At 72.4% G+C, this 18,159-nt stretch carries 15 protein-coding genes; 11 read left to right on the top strand and 4 right to left on the bottom strand.

The features are described from left to right. The first annotated feature begins 339 nt into the window (after positions 1-339). The 6 genes from ACWD0A_RS21590 (at position 340) to ACWD0A_RS21565 (ending at position 6,830) form a co-directional block, all read left to right on the top strand. Positions 340-2,469, top strand: a complete 2,130-nt coding sequence (locus ACWD0A_RS21590) for a putative bifunctional diguanylate cyclase/phosphodiesterase (RefSeq protein ID WP_451300386.1) — start codon at positions 340-342, stop codon at positions 2,467-2,469. Between the two features lie 278 nt (positions 2,470-2,747). Next, entirely contained in the window at positions 2,748-3,044 is a 297-nt protein-coding gene (gatC, locus tag ACWD0A_RS21585; protein ID WP_016642027.1) for an Asp-tRNA(Asn)/Glu-tRNA(Gln) amidotransferase subunit GatC, read from the top strand. 4 nt (positions 3,045-3,048) lie between these two features. Next, positions 3,049-4,560, top strand: coding sequence for an Asp-tRNA(Asn)/Glu-tRNA(Gln) amidotransferase subunit GatA (gatA, locus tag ACWD0A_RS21580; protein ID WP_451300384.1), 1,512 nt, complete (start codon positions 3,049-3,051; stop codon positions 4,558-4,560). A 5-nt stretch (positions 4,561-4,565) separates the two neighbouring features. Next, positions 4,566-4,799, top strand: a complete 234-nt coding sequence (locus tag ACWD0A_RS21575) for a hypothetical protein (RefSeq protein WP_215185071.1) — start codon at positions 4,566-4,568, stop codon at positions 4,797-4,799. Between the two features lie 16 nt (positions 4,800-4,815). Beyond that, complete coding sequence (gatB, locus tag ACWD0A_RS21570) at positions 4,816-6,324, top strand: Asp-tRNA(Asn)/Glu-tRNA(Gln) amidotransferase subunit GatB (protein WP_451300382.1); 1,509 nt, start codon at positions 4,816-4,818, stop codon at positions 6,322-6,324. 221 nt (positions 6,325-6,545) lie between these two features. After that, positions 6,546-6,830, top strand: coding sequence for a hypothetical protein (locus tag ACWD0A_RS21565; protein ID WP_451300380.1), 285 nt, complete (start codon positions 6,546-6,548; stop codon positions 6,828-6,830). A 15-nt stretch (positions 6,831-6,845) separates the two neighbouring features. Here ACWD0A_RS21565 and ACWD0A_RS21560 read toward each other — a convergent pair whose 3' ends face one another. Next, positions 6,846-7,745, bottom strand: a complete 900-nt coding sequence (locus ACWD0A_RS21560) for a TY-Chap domain-containing protein (RefSeq protein ID WP_451300378.1) — start codon at positions 7,743-7,745, stop codon at positions 6,846-6,848. 274 nt (positions 7,746-8,019) lie between these two features. On the opposite strand from ACWD0A_RS21560, the gene ACWD0A_RS21555 reads away from it, so the two are divergent. From ACWD0A_RS21555 to ACWD0A_RS21540, 4 genes are all read left to right on the top strand, one after another. Then, positions 8,020-10,113 (top strand): phosphocholine-specific phospholipase C, encoded by a 2,094-nt coding sequence (locus ACWD0A_RS21555; protein WP_451300376.1) that lies wholly within the window; start codon positions 8,020-8,022, stop codon positions 10,111-10,113. A 213-nt stretch (positions 10,114-10,326) separates the two neighbouring features. Beyond that, positions 10,327-12,537, top strand: a complete 2,211-nt coding sequence (locus tag ACWD0A_RS21550) for an MMPL family transporter (protein WP_451300374.1) — start codon at positions 10,327-10,329, stop codon at positions 12,535-12,537. Between the two features lie 15 nt (positions 12,538-12,552). Next, entirely contained in the window at positions 12,553-13,116 is a 564-nt protein-coding gene (locus ACWD0A_RS21545; protein WP_451300372.1) for a GNAT family N-acetyltransferase, read from the top strand. A gap of 224 nt (positions 13,117-13,340) precedes the next feature. Further along, positions 13,341-14,120, top strand: coding sequence for a GNAT family N-acetyltransferase (locus ACWD0A_RS21540; RefSeq protein WP_451300370.1), 780 nt, complete (start codon positions 13,341-13,343; stop codon positions 14,118-14,120). A 155-nt stretch (positions 14,121-14,275) separates the two neighbouring features. Here ACWD0A_RS21540 and ACWD0A_RS21535 read toward each other — a convergent pair whose 3' ends face one another. The 3 genes from ACWD0A_RS21535 to ACWD0A_RS21525 form a co-directional block, all read right to left on the bottom strand. Continuing rightward, positions 14,276-14,491: a DUF6191 domain-containing protein gene (locus ACWD0A_RS21535; protein ID WP_451300368.1), complete on the bottom strand. Its 216-nt coding sequence runs from the start codon at positions 14,489-14,491 to the stop codon at positions 14,276-14,278. 14 nt (positions 14,492-14,505) lie between these two features. Further along, positions 14,506-15,675: a PQQ-dependent sugar dehydrogenase gene (locus tag ACWD0A_RS21530; protein ID WP_451300366.1), complete on the bottom strand. Its 1,170-nt coding sequence runs from the start codon at positions 15,673-15,675 to the stop codon at positions 14,506-14,508. 223 nt (positions 15,676-15,898) lie between these two features. Further along, positions 15,899-16,897, bottom strand: a complete 999-nt coding sequence (locus ACWD0A_RS21525) for an aldo/keto reductase (protein ID WP_451300364.1) — start codon at positions 16,895-16,897, stop codon at positions 15,899-15,901. Between the two features lie 84 nt (positions 16,898-16,981). On the opposite strand from ACWD0A_RS21525, the gene ACWD0A_RS21520 reads away from it, so the two are divergent. Then, on the top strand, positions 16,982-17,935 hold the full coding sequence (locus ACWD0A_RS21520) for a 2-hydroxyacid dehydrogenase (protein WP_451300362.1): 954 nt from the start codon (positions 16,982-16,984) through the stop codon (positions 17,933-17,935). The last annotated feature ends 224 nt before the right edge of the window (positions 17,936-18,159 follow it).

Below are 18,159 nucleotides of genomic sequence, written 5' to 3'. Positions count from 1 at the left end.
CCCGGGGCGCACGGGGGAGCCCGGAAGGGGCGCGCAGGGCCGGAAAGCGACGCGTGGAGCGCCGGTGGAACGGCCAGTACAGGTCACCCGTTCAGCGCATACCAGATGGATAAGGGTGGTCGGGTCGCATTCGGGCAAGAGCTGTAGAGCGCTGCCCGTCCGAGCCTCCTGCGGCCTACTGTTGAGATGTGCGCCTGTCGTGCACGGCTGCGTGGTGGGATTTCAGTCGTGGTGGCATGACAACGGGAGCCATCGCCCGGCCCCGTCCTGTTCGATCAGGCCCGGCAGGATCGACGGGGCAGGACCGCATCGGCACCGCCGGCTGTGAGAGGGACGGGAATGAAACCGACCGAGAGCGCCGCCCCGGCCCCACGGCCGCGTGCATTCGCGGCCCTGGTGGGCCGGACCCCCGGGCTGCCCGCGGCCGTCGTCGCGGCCGCCGCACTCGTGCTCGTGACCGGAGTCGTCACCACCGTACGCGAAGGACACGCCCTGTTCCCCGGTTCCACCGAGGGCTGGTCCCTCGCGCTGCTCACCGGGATCATCGTCGGCCATCTCGTGGCACTCGGCCGCGACCGCTGGTGGGGCGGGACCGGCTCGGGGGCCGCGCTCACCCTGGCCGTCCTGCTGCTGTTCGGCTGGGTGCCCGCCGGGCTCGTCAGTCTCTCGGTCGTCGCCCTCGTCGGCGCCGCGTGCCGGGGCAGATGGCGCCAGGGCCTGTTGCACGGCGCCGTCGACATCCTGGGGATCGGCGCCGCGGCGCTCGCGCTCGCCGCCTTCGGAGTCGTCCCCAGTGTCGAGGAGCCATGGGATCCGCTGGGCTGGGAAGTCGAGGCGGCGCCCGAGGTCATGCTCGTCGCCACCGCCTACCTCGCCGTCACCCGGCTCCTGTTGTGGTACGTCCTCGCCCCGCAGGGCGGCGGACTGCCCACCGTCGCCCGCACCGCCCTCCTTCGGCAGGGCCTGGTCGCCCTCGCCCTCGTCGGCATCGCCCCGCTCATCAGCGTCGTCACCGTGGCCATGCCCGTGCTCCTGCCGCTGTTCGCCGTACCGCTGATCGCGCTCGACTCCACCCTGTGGATCGCCAGGGCCCGGGCCGAGGAGCAACTGCGCGACCCGCTCACCGGGCTGCCCAACCGTCAGTGGCTGCTGGAGCGCACCTGGTCCGCGCTGGAGGACGCCGAGAGCTCCGGCGCGCGCTCCGCACTCGTCCTCATCGACCTCGACCGCTTCCGGGCGGTCAACGACACCCTCGGCCATCTCGCGGGCGACAGGCTGTTGCTCCAGATCGCCGAGAGGCTGCGGCTCGCGCTGCCGCGCGGGGCCGAGGCGGCACGGCTCGGCGGCGACGAGTTCGCCGTCCTGCTGCCCACGGCCGACTCCACGACCAGCGCGCAGCGCGTCGCCCGTCATCTCGTCGCCGAACTGTCCTCGCCGCTCGACCTGGACGGGCTCACCCTCGTGCTGGAGGCGAGCGCCGGACTCGCCGTCTTCCCCGACCACGCCCTCGACGCCGAGGGACTGCTGCGCCGCGCGGACGTCGCGATGTACCAGGCGAAGCGGGACCGCACGGGCGTCGAGGTGTACGAGTCGAAGCGGGACAGCAACACTCCCGACCGGCTCGGCCTCCTCGGCGATCTGCGCCGCGCGCTGGACGCGGGCGATGTCGAGCTGCACTACCAGCCCAAGGTCCGCTTCGACGGGCACGTCTCGGGGCTGGAGGCACTGGTGCGCTGGGTGCACCCGGAGCGGGGGCGGGTCCCGCCGGACGAGTTCATCGCCATCGCCGAGTCCTCGGGCCTGATGCCCCACCTGACGGAGTACGTCCTGGAGACGGCTCTCGCGCAGGTCGCGCAGTGGCGGGCCCAGGGGCTCACGGTCCCTGTCGCCGTCAACGTCTCCCCCCGCGACGTCCACACCCCCGGCTTCGCCGGCGCGGTCGCCGCGCGGCTCGCGCGGCACGGGGTCCCGCCGGGGGCGCTCCAGCTGGAGATAACGGAGCACGTGCTCCTGGAGGATCCGCAGAGGGCCGCCGACACGCTGGCCGGGCTCGCCGACCACGGCGTGAAGATGTCCCTCGACGACTTCGGCACGGGCTACTCCTCGCTGGTGCACCTGCGCCGGCTCCCGGTCAGCGAGCTGAAGATCGACCGGTCCTTCGTGGCGCGGCTCGCCGTGGACACCGAGGACGCGGAGATCGTCCGGTGCACCGTGGACCTCGCCCACTCGCTCGGCCTGCTCGTCGTCGCGGAGGGCGTCGAGGACGACGAGACGTGGGAGCGGCTGCGGGACCTGGGCTGCGACGCGGTGCAGGGGTGGCTGGTGGCGGCGGCGATGCCGCCCCAGGAGACGACGGCGTGGCTGCTGGCCCGGGGGGAGCGGGGCTGGCACCGCCCGGCGCTCCCGGCGGGCGAACGTCCTCCGTCGCCGAACGGCGCGAACCGCACACCGGGCCACGCGGTCCCGTAGGCCGGGGCCGCACGACGTGGCGGTCTCGCGTCGCCGGAGGCCGGTCCGGAGGGGTGCTGCTCGCGGGCGCGGGGCAGGGGCAACGGGGCCGGGTGCGCGGCGTGGCCCGGCCGGCCGGCCGGCCCTGTCCCGCACCCCGGGCCAGGCGTCGGCGGCGGCGTGATGCGGACCCGGGAGCCGGGGGCCGGGCGTCCCGGAGGCAAACCGTTTCACGGTCACCCCGCCCCGCCCCATAGGATTGGGCCAAAACCATCACACTCACCCCTGAGGATCGCTGCATGCCTGGCATCACGCGCGAGGAGGTCGCCCACCTCGCCCGGCTGGCGCGTCTCGAGTTGAAGGACGAAGAGCTCGACCACTTCGCCGGACAGCTCGACGACATCATCGGCGCGGTCGCCCGCGTCTCCGAGGTCGCCGACCAAGACGTACCCCCGACCTCCCACCCGCTGCCGCTGACCAACGTCATGCGCGCGGACGAGGTCCGTCCGTCGCTCACCCCCGAGCAGGCGCTCTCCGGCGCCCCGGCCCAGGAGCAGCAGCGTTTCAAGGTGCCGCAGATCCTGGGGGAGGACTAATCACATGACGGCCAAGAACACAATCGAGAGCTGCATCAGGCTCACCGCCGCCGAGACCGCCGAGAAGATCGCCGCGGGCGAGCTCACGGCCGTCGAGGTCACCGAGGCCCACCTGGCCCGTATCGACGCCGTCGACGAGAAGGTCAACGCCTTCCTCTACGTCGACCGCGAGGGCGCCCTAGCGCAGGCCCGCGCCGTCGACGAGAAGCGGGCCAAGGGCGAGAAGCTCGGCCCGCTCGCCGGCGTGCCGCTCGCGCTCAAGGACATCTTCACCACCGAGGGCATCCCGACCACCGTCGGGTCCAAGATCCTCGAGGGCTGGATCCCGCCGTACGACGCGACCCTGACCAAGAAGCTCAAGGCCGCCGACGTCGTCATCCTCGGCAAGACCAACATGGACGAATTCGCCATGGGGTCCTCGACCGAGAACAGCGCGTACGGCCCGACGGGCAACCCCTGGGACCTGACCCGTATCCCGGGCGGCTCCGGCGGCGGTTCGGCCGCCGCGCTGGCCGCCTTCCAGGCCCCGCTCGCCATCGGTACGGACACCGGCGGATCGATCCGTCAGCCCGCCGCCGTCACCGCGACCGTCGGCGTCAAGCCGACCTACGGCGGCGTGTCCCGCTACGGGATGGTGGCCTTCTCCTCGTCCCTCGACCAGGGCGGCCCCTGTGCCCGTACGGTCCTGGACGCGGCCCTGCTGCACGAGGTCATCGCCGGTCACGACCCGCTCGACTCGACGTCCATCGACGCCCCGGTCCCGCCGGTCGTCGAGGCTGCCCGCAACGGCTCCGTCCAGGGCATGCGCGTCGGCATCGTCAAGCAGTTCCGCGGCGAGGGCTACCAAGCCGGTGTCCTGCAGCGCTTCGACGAGTCCGTCGAGCTGCTGAAGGAGCTCGGGGCCGAGATCGTCGAGCTGGACTGCCCGTCCTTCGACCTGGCACTCGCCGCGTACTACCTGATCGCGCCGTCCGAGTGCTCCTCGAACCTCGCCCGCTTCGACGCGATGCGCTACGGCCTGCGCGTCGGCGACGACGGCACGAAGTCCGCGGAGGACGTCACCGCGCTCACCCGCGAGGCCGGCTTCGGCCCCGAGGTCAAGCGCCGCATCATGCTCGGCACGTACGCGCTCAGCTCCGGCTACTACGACGCGTACTACGGCTCCGCGCAGAAGGTCCGCACGCTCATCACGCGCGACTTCGAGAAGGCGTTCGAGAGCGTCGACGTCATCGTCTCCCCGACGACGCCGACCACGGCCTTCCCGATCGGCGAGCGGGCCGACGACCCGATGGCGATGTACCTCGCGGACCTGTGCACCATCCCGACCAACCTGGCCGGCAACGCGGCCATGTCGCTGCCCTGCGGTCTCGCACCGGAGGACGGCCTGCCCGTCGGCCTGCAGATCATCGCCCCGGCCATGAAGGACGACCGGCTGTACAAGGTCGGTGCCGCCGTCGAGGCGGCGTTCGTGGAACGCTGGGGGCACCCGCTGCTTGAGGAGGCTCCGTCGCTGTGAGTGCCATGGCAAAGAAGGCCAAGAACTTCAAGAAGTCCAAGACCGGGCTGTACGTGTCGCTGGGCACCACCGCCTTCGGGGCGATCAGCGTCGCCAAGCAGGCCAAGCTGGCCCGCGAGGACGGTGACCTCCTGCGGCTCGTCGACGCCGCCGTGTCCGCCGCCGCCATCGTCACCGGTCTGGCCATCCTCTACCGCGAGCTGAAGCGGCTCGGCGACGACGACGTTCTGCTGGGCTGAGAGGGAAAGTTTCATCGTGACCGTCACTGAACTGGTGTCGTACGAGGACGCCCTCGCGTCCTACGACCCCGTCATGGGCCTGGAGGTCCATGTCGAGCTCGGCACCAAGACCAAGATGTTCTGCGGGTGCTCCACGGAGCTGGGCGCCGAGCCCAACTCGCAGACCTGTCCCACCTGCCTCGGCATGCCCGGCTCCCTCCCGGTCGTCAACGCGACCGCCGTCGAGTCGGCCGTCAAGATCGGCCTCGCGCTGCACTGCGAGATTGCCGAGTGGTGCCGCTTCGCCCGGAAGAACTACTTCTATCCGGACATGCCGAAGAACTTCCAGACCTCCCAGTACGACGAGCCGATCGCCTTCAACGGCTATCTGGACGTCCAGCTGGAGGACGGCGAGGTCTTCCGCGTCGAAATCGAGCGCGCGCACATGGAGGAGGACACCGGCAAGTCGACGCACGTCGGCGGTGCCACGGGCCGTATCCACGGCGCGTCCCACTCCCTGCTCGACTACAACCGCGCCGGCATTCCGCTGATCGAGATCGTCACCAAGCCGATCGTCGGCGCGGGTGAGCGCGCCCCCGAGGTCGCCAAGGCGTACGTGGCCGAGCTGCGTGAGCTCATCAGGGCGCTGGACGTCTCCGAGGCGCGCATGGAGATGGGCCAGATGCGGTGCGACGTGAACCTCTCGCTGATGCCGAAGGGTTCGTCCGCGTTCGGTACGCGCTCCGAGACGAAGAACGTCAACTCGCTGCGCAGCGTCGAGCGTGCGGCCCGGTACGAGATCCAGCGGCACGCCGCGGTGCTCTCGTCCGGCGGCACGATCGTCCAGGAGACCCGCCACTTCCACGAGGACGACGGCTCCACCACGTCGGGCCGTGTGAAGGAGGAGGCGGAGGACTACCGCTACTTCCCCGAGCCGGACCTCGTGCCGGTTGCCCCGGCCCGCGAGTGGGTCGAGGAACTGCGTGCCGGGCTCCCCGAGCTGCCGCGCGTGCGCCGCAACCGGCTGCGCGAGGAGTGGGGCATCTCCGAGCACGACATGCAGTCCATCCTCAACGCGGGCGCGGTCGACCTGATCGTCGCCACGACCGACGCGGGCGCCGACGCGGCCGCGGCGCGCAAGTGGTGGATGGGCGAACTGGCGCGCAACGCCAACGAGCAGGGTGTGGACCTGTCCTCGCTCCCCATCACGCCGGCGCAGGTCGCCCGCGTGACGGCGCTGGTCGCGGCCGGTGACCTCAACGACAAGCTGGCCCGCCAGGTCATCGAGGGCGTCCTCGCCGGCGAGGGCGACCCGGACCAGGTCGTCGAGAAGCGCGGTCTGAAGGTCGTCTCGGACGAGGGCGCGCTCGGCGCGGCCGTCGACGAGGCGATCGCGGGCAACGCGGCGATCGCGGACAAGATCCGCGGCGGCAAGGTCGCGGCGGTGGGCGCGCTCGTGGGCGCGGTCATGAAGACGACCCGCGGCCAGGCGGACGCGGCGCGCGTCAAGGAGCTGATCCTGGAGAAGCTGGGCGTCGAGGGCTGACGCCCCTGTCCGGTCGGAGGGCGGCACGCACGACGTGCCGCCCTCCCCGCACGTCCGGAGCCAACCCGCGGCGCGGGCCCGGCCGTGGGCCGGGTCCGGCGGCGAGCCACCTGTGCCCCGGTGGCCGTGGCACCGCCCTGGGGCCCCGTGGGAGCCGTGCCGCACGGGTGAGCGGCCGGGCCGGGCCGTGACCCATGATTGCGCGCCGCGTTGCTCACGGCATGACAACCGCACACCGCGTACTCGCCGCCCTCGCCCTCGCCACCGGCGCCTCCGCGCTCGCCGCACCCGCCGCGAGCGCCGCTCCCCTCGACGGCCCGACGTCCCTCTCGGTGACGGACGAACTCGACGCCCTCTCCACCGAATCGGTCGCACCCGAGCACCGCGAGGACCTGCCCGCGCCCTCCGAGCAGCTCACGGGGCTCAACCGCCTCGCCGGCGTGCCGAACGACCTCCAGCCGCTGACGGGCCGGCTCGACCCGGCCACCGGACTTCTCGGCGCCTGAGGGCAGCGGGGAGCGTCAGTGACGTATGCCGAGGCCGGGCAGCCACATCTCGCCGCGGTCCTTGCAGCTGACGTCCCGGGCCCGCAGCTCCTCCGGCTCCGTCGTGCCGCGGGCCCGCAGCTCGGCCACCACCAAGTGGGCGAGCGCGGCCGCGTGTTCCCGCTCCGGCTCGGTGAACTCCGTCTGCCACCAGCCCCGGTCGCGTGACTGCCAGCCGCGGGCCAGCATCAGGTGGGCCCGCTCCTCGCCGTCCTCCCCGTCGCGGTCGTCGACCGACGCGTACAGCCCGTCCTCGATGCTGTACGACACGAGGATCCGGCGGCCGCGGTCGGCGGAGCTGGTCACGCAGAAGCTGGCCCAGTCGGTGCCCACCTGCACGGGCAGCTGCTCCACCCATGCCGCGAGGAGCAGTTCGAGCCCGGTCCGGAAGTGCTCCAGGGTCGGGGCGAGCCGGCCGCCGGGCCGCGCGAGGGGGCGCTCGCCCGGGCCGCTGCGGTCCAACTGCCATACGTACGGCAGGAGGTCGGGCCCGTGCGGCTCGTCGCCCGTCCAGGCCCCGCCCCACTCGAACGCGCGGTGCTCCTCGTCCTCCAGGGCCTCCGTCTCGTGGACCGACAGCCCCACCTGCCGGTGGTCACCCGCCAGGAGCACCAGCCGGTGCCCGTCCCGCCAGCGGACGCTGGGCCCCTGTGACGAACCGCCGTAGAGCGTCGGCTGGCCTATCCGGGCCGTGATCGTCTCGTACACCCCGCGGAACGCCTCGCGGCGCTCGGCGAGCAGGGCGCCTGGGCCGTGCACGAGCACCGGGACGGGGGCGCGGCCCAGATGAGGGCCGGGCGCGTCGTGGAGCATGCGGGCGAACTCCGCCGCGTCCGCGGGCGTCAGTGCCGTCTGATCGATCCCCCTGTAGTCCATGTCGGCCATGGTGCCAGGGCCCACCGACAATTCCGGCGGTCTTGCCGACCGAGGCCGATTTTTGCCGCAGGCCGGTCTCCGGGCGCCTGGGCGGTTCTTCTCGGACCGGGTTCCGCTGGCCGGATCTCGCTTGGACTCCCGGCGCGGCTTCTTGGACGTTCACCACGGAGTCGTCACCAGGCCTTCTCCTCGACATCCCCTCTCACTACCGTCCCGGCCGTAACCATTCAATGGATCGCAGCAGAACCATTGGTCGTCGACGAAGAGGTCGGGCATGTCACCGGAAATCTCACGCAGAAGGATGCTCGCACTCGGGGGAGGAGCCGTCGGCGCCGCCGCCGTCGGCTCGTTGCTGCCGCCGTCCCTCCAGGCCGCACTGGCCGCCGAACCGCCCACGGGCGGCCTGCGCGCTGTGAAGCACGTGGTGATCCTGATGCAGGAGAACCGTTCCTTCGACCACTACTTCGGCACCCTGCGCGGCGTTCGCGGCTTCGGTGACCGCAACGCCGTCCAACTGCCCTCCGGCAAGCCGGTCTTCGAGCAGCCGGGACCGAAGGGCACGGTTCTGCCCTTCCCCGTCCGCGACGCGGCCGAGGCCCAGAAGAAGGACCTCCAGTACATCGGCGACCTCGACCACTCGTGGACCGGTGGCGCGAAGGCCTGGCGGAGCGGCTGGATGGACGGCTGGATCACGGCCAAGACCGCGGCCACCATGGCGTACTACGACCGCCGCGACCTGCCGCTGCACTACGAACTCGCGGACACGTTCACCATCTGCGACGCCTACCACTCCTCCACCCACACCTCGACGAGCCCCAACCGCAACCACCTGTGGAGCGGCTGGACCGGTTACGAGGCCGACGGCCGCCGCGCCGTGACGAACGCCGCGTACGCCGAGGGCACCCACCCCGGCTACCCGTGGCCGACGTACGCGGAACGGCTGGAGAAGGCGGGCCGCACCTGGAAGACGTACACGGAGTGGGAGAACTTCACCGACAACAACATCGAGTTCTTCACCACGTTCAAGAAGATCGCGCGCAAGGCGCTGGCGAAGGCCGGTGACTTCACGTACATGGAGGCCTTCTACGCGAAGGTGCGCGGGACCGCGGACGCCGCCGAGCGCGACCGGCTGCTCGCCGCGCTCGAGGAGGGCGTGAGGACCCTCACCGACGCCGAGCGCTCCCTCTTCGAGCGCGGCCTGCGCCGGGTGGAGACGGGCCGGCTCGCCGACGCCTTCCGGGCCGACGTCGCCGCGGGCACGCTGCCCGAGGTCTCCTACCTCGTGCCGTCCGCCGTCGACTCCGAGCACCCCGGCTCGTCCTCGCCGATCGCCTCCGCGTCGCTCGTCTACAAGGTGCTCGACGCGCTCGCCTCGCACCCCGAGGTGTGGCGGCACACCGTCCTCCTGATCAACTACGACGAGAACGACGGCTTCTTCGACCATGTCCCGCCGCCCGTGCCGCCGGCCGACACCACCGAGGAGCGCTGGCAGGGGCTGCCCACGGGTCTCGGCATCCGGGTGCCGATGCTCGTCGTCTCGCCCTGGTCGGTCGGCGGCTACGTCTGCTCCGAGGTCTTCGACCACACGTCGGTGATCAGGCTGCTGGAGAAGTGGACCGGCATCGAGGAGCCCAACATCACGCCCTGGCGGCGCACGGTCACCGGCGACCTCACCTCGGCGTTCGACTTCGGGCGCGGCAGGCCGCAGCCGGAGGTCGAGCAGCCGGGACCGGTCCCCCCCTTCACGGGGCGCTGGCGTCCGGTGCCGCCGGCGGAACAGCACATGCCGGTCCAGGAGCCCGGCACCCGCCCGGCGCGCCCGCTGCCCTACCAGCCCGACGCGCACGGGACGACGGACGGTGAGACGGTCACGGTGGCGCTGCGCAACACCGGGCGCGCGAGCGCGCACTTCGCGCTCTACCCGTACGCAGGCGAGTTCGACATACCGCAGCACACGGACGTGAAGGGGGAGGCGCAGTGGAGCGTGCCCCTCACCGGTGACCACTACCGCTTCACCGTCACCGGCCCCAACGGCTTCCGTCGGGAGTTCGCCGGGCGGGCCCGGGGAGCCGCCGAGGTCACCTCGCACATCGACCACCACGACCGCGATGTGCACCTCACGCTCCGCAACCACGGCAGCGAGCCCGTCACCTTCACCGTCCGCCCGCTCGGCTACGTCGACGAGGCCGACCTGCGCACGTGGACCCGCAGCGTCACGGTCAAGGCGGGCCGCAGCCGCACGGTGGTGCACTCCGCCGCCGACGCGCACGGCTGGTACGACATCGAGGTGACCGCCGACGGCGACGAGGGCTTCCGCCGCAGGCTGATGGGCCACATCGAGAACGGGCGCGCCAGCGTCTCCGGCTGACCCACGCGGCCTCGGGCCGCCCATCGCGCGGTACGCGCACGCGGTGCTCGGAGGCGGGAAGGGAAGATCATCCCGCTTCCGCGCACCTGTGTGAGCAACGACACGAAACGGGCAAAGGATCACGATTGCCTGCGAGAGTATTCCTCGCAGATCATGAGTTCTTTGCGGGCTGTTCCCGGTCAAAGATCCACGAACCACTCAGGGAGCAGGTCGGTGTCAGCTATCGCCCGGTGGTGCGTCGGGCACCGACTCGTCGTCGTCCTGCTCTGGCTCCTCGCCCTCGGGGGCACCGCAACGGGCGCGAGCATCGCGGGGTCCGCGTACTCCAACGACTACGACGTCCCGGGCACGGAGTCCGGCCGCGCCACCGACCTGCTGGAGGAGGGCTTCCACGGCCGCGTCGGTGACACCGACACCGTCGTGTGGCACACCGAGGAAGGCAGCGTCCGCTCCCCGGCCGTCGAGCAGCGCGTGTCCGCGATGCTCGACCGCGTCGCCGGCCTCGACGGCATAGCCTCCGTCACCGGCCCCTACGGCAGCCAGGGCGTGGCACAGATCAGCGCCGACGGGCGCACCGCGTACGCCGTCGTCACCTTCGACGCACACGCCGACGACATCCCCGAGTCCCAGGCGCGCGCACTCGTCGACACCGCGAAGGCGGCGGAGGAGGGCGACCTGCGGGTGGAGCTCGGCGGCGGCGCCGTCGCCCTGACCGAGGCGCCCGGCGGCCACACGGCCGAGATCGTCGGCGTGGCCGTCGCCGCCGTGGTCCTCCTGCTCGCGTTCGGCTCACTCGCCGCCAGCCTGCTGCCCATCGCCACCGCGCTCGTCTCGGTCGGGACCGCGTACGCGGGCATCGTGCTCCTCGGCCACGTGATGCCGGTGGCCGACTTCGCGCCCATGCTCGGCCTGCTCATCGGCCTCGGCGTCGGCATCGACTACGCGCTGTTCATCGTCACCAGACACCGCAAGGGCCTCAAACGAGGGCTCCCGGTCGCCGAGGCGGCGCGCGAGGCCGTGGCCACCACCGGCCGTGCCGTCGTCTTCGCCGGAGCCACCGTCTGCATCGCCCTCCTCGGCATGCTGACACTGCGCCTGGGCTTCCTCAACGGGGTCGCGATCGCCGCGTCCCTGACCGTCGTCCTCACGGTCGCCGCGTCCGTGACCCTGCTGCCCGCCCTGCTCTCGTTCATCGGAACGCGCGCCCTGAGCGGCCGCGAGCGCCGCCGGCTCGCCAGGCGCGGCCCCCGGCCCGAACTGCCCACCGGCCTCGCCTCCCGCTGGTCCGCGTTCGTCGAACGCCACCCCAAGCCGCTGGGCGCCGTCGCCGCCGTCGTGATGCTCGTGCTCGCCCTGCCGACCCTCTCGCTCCGCCTCGGCACCTCGGACCAGGGCAACGGTCCTGCGACGGCCACCACACGCCAGGCGTACGACCTGCTCGCCGACGGCTTCGGGCCGGGCGTCAACGGGCCCCTCACCGTCGTCGCCTCCCTCGACGGCGCCGACGACGAACTCGCCATGGACCGGCTGGCCCAGACCCTGCGCGCCACCGACGGCATCGCGTCCGCCGGCCCCGTCGCGTACAACGGCAGCGGCGACACCGCGCTCCTCACCGTCGTGCCGGACACCTCGCCGCAGTCCCGGGAGACCAGCGAACTCGTCGACCGGCTGCGCGACGACATCCTCCCGGCCGCCGAACAGGGCAGCTCCCTGACGGCCCACGTCGGCGGAGTGACCGCGAGCTACGACGACTTCGCGGAGATCATCGTCGGCAAGCTGCCCCTGTTCGTCGGCGTCGTCATCGCACTCGGCTGCCTGCTCCTGCTGCTCGCCTTCCGCTCCCTCGGCATCCCGCTCAAGGCCGCCGCGATGAACGTCGCCGCCGTCGCCTCCGCCTTCGGCGTCGTCGTCGCGATCTTCCAATGGGGCTGGGGCAGCGAACTGCTCGGCCTCGGCAGCGCCGGCCCCATCGAGCCGTTCCTGCCCGTGATCATGGTGTCGGTGCTCTTCGGGCTCTCCATGGACTACCAGGTGTTCCTGGTCAGCCGGATGTACGAGGAGTGGCTGGAGACCGGGGACAACCGGCGCGCCGTACGGGTCGGCCTCGCCGAGACCAGCCGCGTCATCAACTCCGCTGCCGTGATCATGATCTCGGTCTTCCTCGCCTTCGTCCTCAGCGGCGACCGCGTCATCGCGATGTTCGGCATCGGCCTCGCCGCCGCCGTCGCCCTGGACGCCTTCGTCCTGCGCACCCTGCTCGTCCCCGCCCTCATGCACATGCTCGGCGGGGCGAACTGGTGGCTGCCCCGCTGGATGGACCGCCGGCTGCCGCGCATCAGCATCGAAAAGCCGGAGTGCCGCGACGCCGCGCGTGCGAAGATCCCCGTGCAGCGCACGGGCGATCAAGGCGAACTCGTGCCCTGATCCCCGAGGAGCACAGTGTTCGCGGTAAGCCTGGGCGATGACGGAGCCGAACTGCGCCCCCTGGAGCCGTGGCAGGCCGAGGAGTTCTTCGCGCACATAGAACGGGGCCGCGAGTTCATCGGCCGGTACGTCGGACTGCCCGACGCCGCCGCGGACCTGGCATCCGCCCGCGCGTTCCTCCAGTCCTACGCGGACAAGGCGGCGGCCGACACCGGGCGCGTCTACGGCATCTGGCTGGACGGCACCCTGGTCGGCGGCGTGCTCTTCCGCACCTTCGACCTGGCCATGGGCAGTTGCGAGGCCGGCTGCTGGCTGGAGCCGTCGGCGGCGGGCCGCGGGCTCGTCACCCGCGCGGTGCGGGTGATCATCGACTGGGCGGTCGGGCAGCGCGGCATGCACCGCGTCGAATGGCAGGTCTCCTCCGCCAACAAGCCCAGCATCGCCGTCGCCCAGCGGCTGGGGATGACGTACGAGGGTGTGCTGCGCGAGAGTTACGCCTACCGCGGCGCCCGGCACGACATGGAGACCTGGTCGATCCTGGCGCCGGAATGGCGTGAGCGGCGGGCCTCCGCCGCGTAGCGGCCGAGCGACCTTCCGGCGGGCCTCGTGAGGGCGGCCCGCCCCGTCCCGCGCCACGGCCCCCGCCCCGCCTTGCGTCACGCCCGTGACCCCAACCCGCCCTGCCTCGCGCCACGCCGTGTGACCCCGCCCCGCCCCGTCCCGCGCCACGCCGTGCGATGCCGAGCCCCGTGTCGCCGGAAAAGCGCTGGCCGCCGCGGGCGGCCGACTGCTCCAATGCGCGCATGGATCACACAGCCGTGCTCGCGCTCTTCGACCGCCAGATACGCCGCCGTACCACCACACCCGGTGCCACCGGGCCCCTGACCGAACGCTCCGGCCGCGTCGTCCGGCAGGTCGGGGCCGGCGGCGACTGGAGCGGCGTCCTCTGGTCGGACCTGACGGCGGACACGGCGGACGCCGAGATCGCGGAACAGGTGCGGTACTTCGCCGAGCGCCGCCTCGCCTTCGAATGGAAGCTCTACAGCCACGACGCACCGCGGGACCTCGCCGGCCGGCTCCTCGCGGCCGGCTTCAGGCCCGAGCCCGAGGAGACCCTGCTCGTCGCCGAGACGTCCGGGCTGCCCGCTGTCCCCGAACTGCCGGACGGCGTACGGCTGGAGGCGGTCACCGGCCCGGCGGGCGTCGAGCTGACGATGTGGGTCCACGACAGGGCGTTCGGCACGGACGGCACCCGGCTGAGGCAGCAGCTCCTCGCCCAGCTCGCCCAGACGCCGGACACGGTCCTCATGACCGTCGCGATGGCGGGCGACCTGCCGGTCTGCGCGGCCCGGATCGAGTTCACGCCCGGCACCGACTTCGCCGGTCTGTGGGGCGGCGGGACCCACCCCGAGTGGCGCGGCCGCGGCATCTACCGCGCCCTGGTCGCCCACCGGGCCGCGGCCGCGGCGCGCCGGGGCGTCCGGTACCTGCAGGTCGACGCGTCCGACGACAGCGGCCCCATCCTCGAACGCCTCGGCTTCGCCGCCCTGGCGACGACGACGCCGTACGTGTACGAGCCGTAGGCCCGGCTGTTGCGGGGTGCTCGGCAGCCGGTCCCGGGGGTACCTCAGACACGCCCGCCGCGCCGCCGCTCACGTCGAGGGCAACGGCAGAAGCCGTGAACCACCCACTCCGGCCGGGGGTGAAGCAGCGGCCATGCCGCACCGCCTGCGGCGGGTCACGGGTCCGGGTCTTCCGGGCGGGACGGAGCCTCGTCCGCAGGGGACGGCGGTCCCTGCGGAACCCGGATCGTGACGCGCCCCGACGCCAGGTCTATGGGGCCGCTGCCCGGGTCGCCGTCCCCGACGTCGGCCCGGGTCAGCGCCAGGCGCTGCCGCTCCTCGTCGGTATGTCTGCGGCCCGGGGCGAAGAACTCGTCGAAGGTGTGGAACACGGACCGGCCGCCTCCTATCCCACCTCCAGCCGGAGGATCCTGTCGTCACCGGGCTCGGGCGTGCCCCGGTTGTCCGTCTCGCTGGTGACCAGCCAGACCTGGTTCCCGCCCGCCGACAGCACGGTGCGCAGACGGCCGTACTCCTCCTCGAGGAACGGCTGGGGCTCGGCGGAAGGTTCCGCGCCGGACAGGGGGATCCGCCACAGCCGCTCGCCCCGCAGACCGGCCATCCAGATCGACCCCTCGGCATAGGCGATACCGCTCGGCGAGGCGTCCGCCGTCCGCCACTGCGCCACCGGGTCGACGAAGCCCGCCTTGCCCGCCTTGCCCTCCGCCGCGGGCCAGCCGTAGTTCTTCCCCGGCTCGACCAGATTGAGCTCGTCCCAGGTGTTCTGCCCGAACTCGGCCGCCCACAGCCGCTTCTCGGAGTCCCAGGCGAGGCCCTGCACATTGCGGTGCCCGTACGAATAGACCACCGAGTCGGCCTCCGGATTGCCGTGGACCGGCTGACCGTCCGGGGTCATCCGCAGGATCTTGCCGCCCAGCGACTCCTTGTCCTGCGCGAGACCCGTCTCACCCGTCTCGCCCGTGCCCGCGTAGAGCATCTTGTCCGGGCCGAAGGCGATCCGCCCGCCGTTGTGGATGACCCCCTTGGGGATGCCGCGGAGCACCGTGTCCGGCGCGCCCAGCTGCTGGCCGGGGGGCTTCCGCTCGTCGTACAGCATGCGGGCGATGCGGTTGTCGGACGCGGTGGTGAAGTACGCGTAGACCTGCTGGTCCGAGGCGAACGAGGGGGAGACCGCGAGGCCCAGCAGACCGCCCTCCCCGCCGGGGGCGACGCCCGGCACGGAGCCGATCTCGGTCTGCTTGCCCCCGTCCGCCGACACGCGGGTGATCGTGCCCTCGTCGCGCGAGGCCACCAGCAGATCCCCGCCGGGCAGGGCCGCCACGCCCCAAGGGGACTGCAGCCCTTCCGTCAGGGTCGAGACCACCTTCACCGAACCCTTCGCCGGAGGCCCGGAGGGGGCGGGGGAGGCGCTGGGCGAGCCGCCGGTGGGGGAGGCGGTCCGGTCCGACGACGGCCCGGCACTGCCCGCCGGATGCCTCCCGTCGCCGGAGGAGCACCCGGCCGTGAGAAAGAGCACGGCGGCGGCCACGACGGCCGTCAACGCAGGACGGTGCACGGTGGTGATCCCTTCGACGGCTGCTTGCGCTGCCCGGCGAGCCGGGTGAACTGCCTGACTACTGTTCTTACACCGCAGCCCGCCCGGAGGTTCCCGATCTTCCCCAGAACGTTCGCCAGAACGTTCGGCGGTACGTTCGCGCGACCCGCCACGGAAGCGGCGGTGCATTCCCGGACGCCGCCGCCCCGCTCGGGCCGGCCGCGCCGCCTCCCGCATCCCGTCCTCAGTCCCAGGAACCCTGCGCCGACGGGAGCGACGCGATCTCGGTGAGGTCCCGCGGCGTCAGCTCCAGATCCGCGGCGCCCGCGTTCTCCACCGCCCACTCGGGCCGCTTCGTCCCCGGCAGCGGCACCACGTGCCGCCCCTGCCCGAGCACCCATGCCAGCGCCACCCGCGCCGGCGTCGTCCCCGGCCCGTGCCGCTCCGCGATCCGCCGCAGCCCCGCCACCGCCGGCTGGTTGGCGGCCATCATCTCCGCCGTGAACCGCGGATGGCGCGCCCGCACGTCGTCCGCCTCGAAGCCCTGCCCGGGCGTCAGCGTCCCCGTGAGGAACCCGTTCCCCAGCGGCATCGCCGCCAGGAACCCGATCCCGCGCGCCTCGCACCACGGCAGCAGCCGCTCCAGCGCCTCCGGCGACCACACCGAGAGCTCCGCCTCCACCGCACTCACCGGGAACACCTGCTGGACCCGCTCCAGCTGCCGGATCGTTTGCGCGTGCACGTCCGCGCCGGAGCGCCGTCCGGCGCGCGCTCCGACGGCACACAGCCCGAGCGCCCGCACCTTGCCCGCCGACACCAGCTCGGCCATCGCGCCCCAGGTCTCCTCGACGGGCACCTCGGGGTCGGCACGGTGCAGCTGGTAGAGGTCGATCACATCGGTCTGCAGGCGGCGCAGCGACGCGTCGCAGGCGCGTTTCACGTACCCGGGGCGGCCGTTGGCGACGATGTGCTGGTCCCCGACGAGGAGCCCCGCCTTGGTCGACACGAAGGCCTCCGCGCGCCGCTCCTTCAGCGCCCTGCCGATCAGCAGTTCGTTGGTGAACGGGCCGTACATGTCGGCGGTGTCCAGCAGGGTCGAACCGGCGTCCAGCGCGGCGTGGACGGCGCGCAGCGAGCGCTCCCCGCGTTGCTCGGAGCTCGTGTAGGCCCAGCTCATCGGCATGCAGCCGAGCCCGACGGCGCCCACTTCGAGGGCCGCCGCACCGATTGTCCTGCGCTCCAACTCCCCGTACCTTCCCGTCGGGCCCCCTGGCCGTCGTCAAAACTAACCAATGGCCCGCCGAGCCCTTCGCATAGCCTCCTGACCATGACTGCTGATGTGTGGCTGCCCATCCCCGCCGACGAGATCGACGGCCTGCCCGCGCCCGCCGAGTCGGGCCTCACGTACCGGTTCTGGGACGGCGGACCGGACTTCCCGGCCGACCCCGCCGACTGCGTGTGCTACGTCGTCCCGTACATGAAGGGCATGGAGGTCGCCATACGGCCCCTGCCCGCGATGCGGTCCGTGCGCGTCGTGCAGACCCTCTCCGCCGGTATCGACCATGTGGAGCCGGGCCTTCCGTTGCTGCCCGAGGGTGTACGCCTGTGCAACGCCCGGGGCGTTCACGAGGCGTCGACCGCCGAGCTGACGCTCGCGCTGATCCTCGCCTCGCTCCGCGGCATCCCCGGCTTCGTGCGCGGGCAGGATGCCGAGGAGTGGCGGGCCGGCTTCTATCCGGCCCTCGCCGACAAGTCGGTGCTCATCGTCGGTTACGGCTCCATCGGCGCGGCCATCGAGGACCGGCTCGCGCCCTTCGAGTGCGCGCGGGTGGCGCGCGTCGCGCGCTCCGCCCGGGCAACGGAGCGCGGCGAAGTGCGCGCACTCGCCGATCTGCCGGAACTACTGCCCGACGCGGACGTCGTGATCGTCTCCACGCCGCTCACGGAGCAGACGAAGGGCCTGGTGGGGGCCGACTTCCTGGCCCGGATGAAGGACGGCGCGCTGCTGGTGAACGTCGCGCGCGGCACCGTCGTCGACACAAAGGCCCTGCTCGCGGAGGTGGAGAGCGGGCGGCTCACCGCGGCACTCGATGTCACCGACCCCGAGCCGCTGCCCGCGGGCCATCCGCTGTGGCACGCGCCGGGCGTACTGATCAGCCCCCATGTCGGGGGCTCGACCTCGGCGTTCATGCCCCGCGCCAAGAGGCTGCTCGCCGATCAGCTGACCCGGTTCGCCTCCGGGGAGCCTCTGCGCAACGTGGTGACGACCACCGGCGCCTGAAGGTTGCCAGTCGGGCCCATAATCACGCTTTGAAGTCACTCGAATGCGTGGCGTGCCCTCATCCTCGCAGGTCGTCACGGAGAGTAGAGGAACTATGTCCCTGAGTGACGATATTGGTGTATCGTCCCGACCTGGGGGCTGCACCGGACGCGGGGAGCGGTGCTGTGGCGCGAGCTGACTGCCGATCAGACCTGAGGGGGGCGACGGGCGATGCAGGGCCGATG

Source organism: Streptomyces sp. NPDC002867, from assembly GCF_053591895.1.
This window is presented reverse-complemented; position numbering and strand designations above follow the sequence as displayed.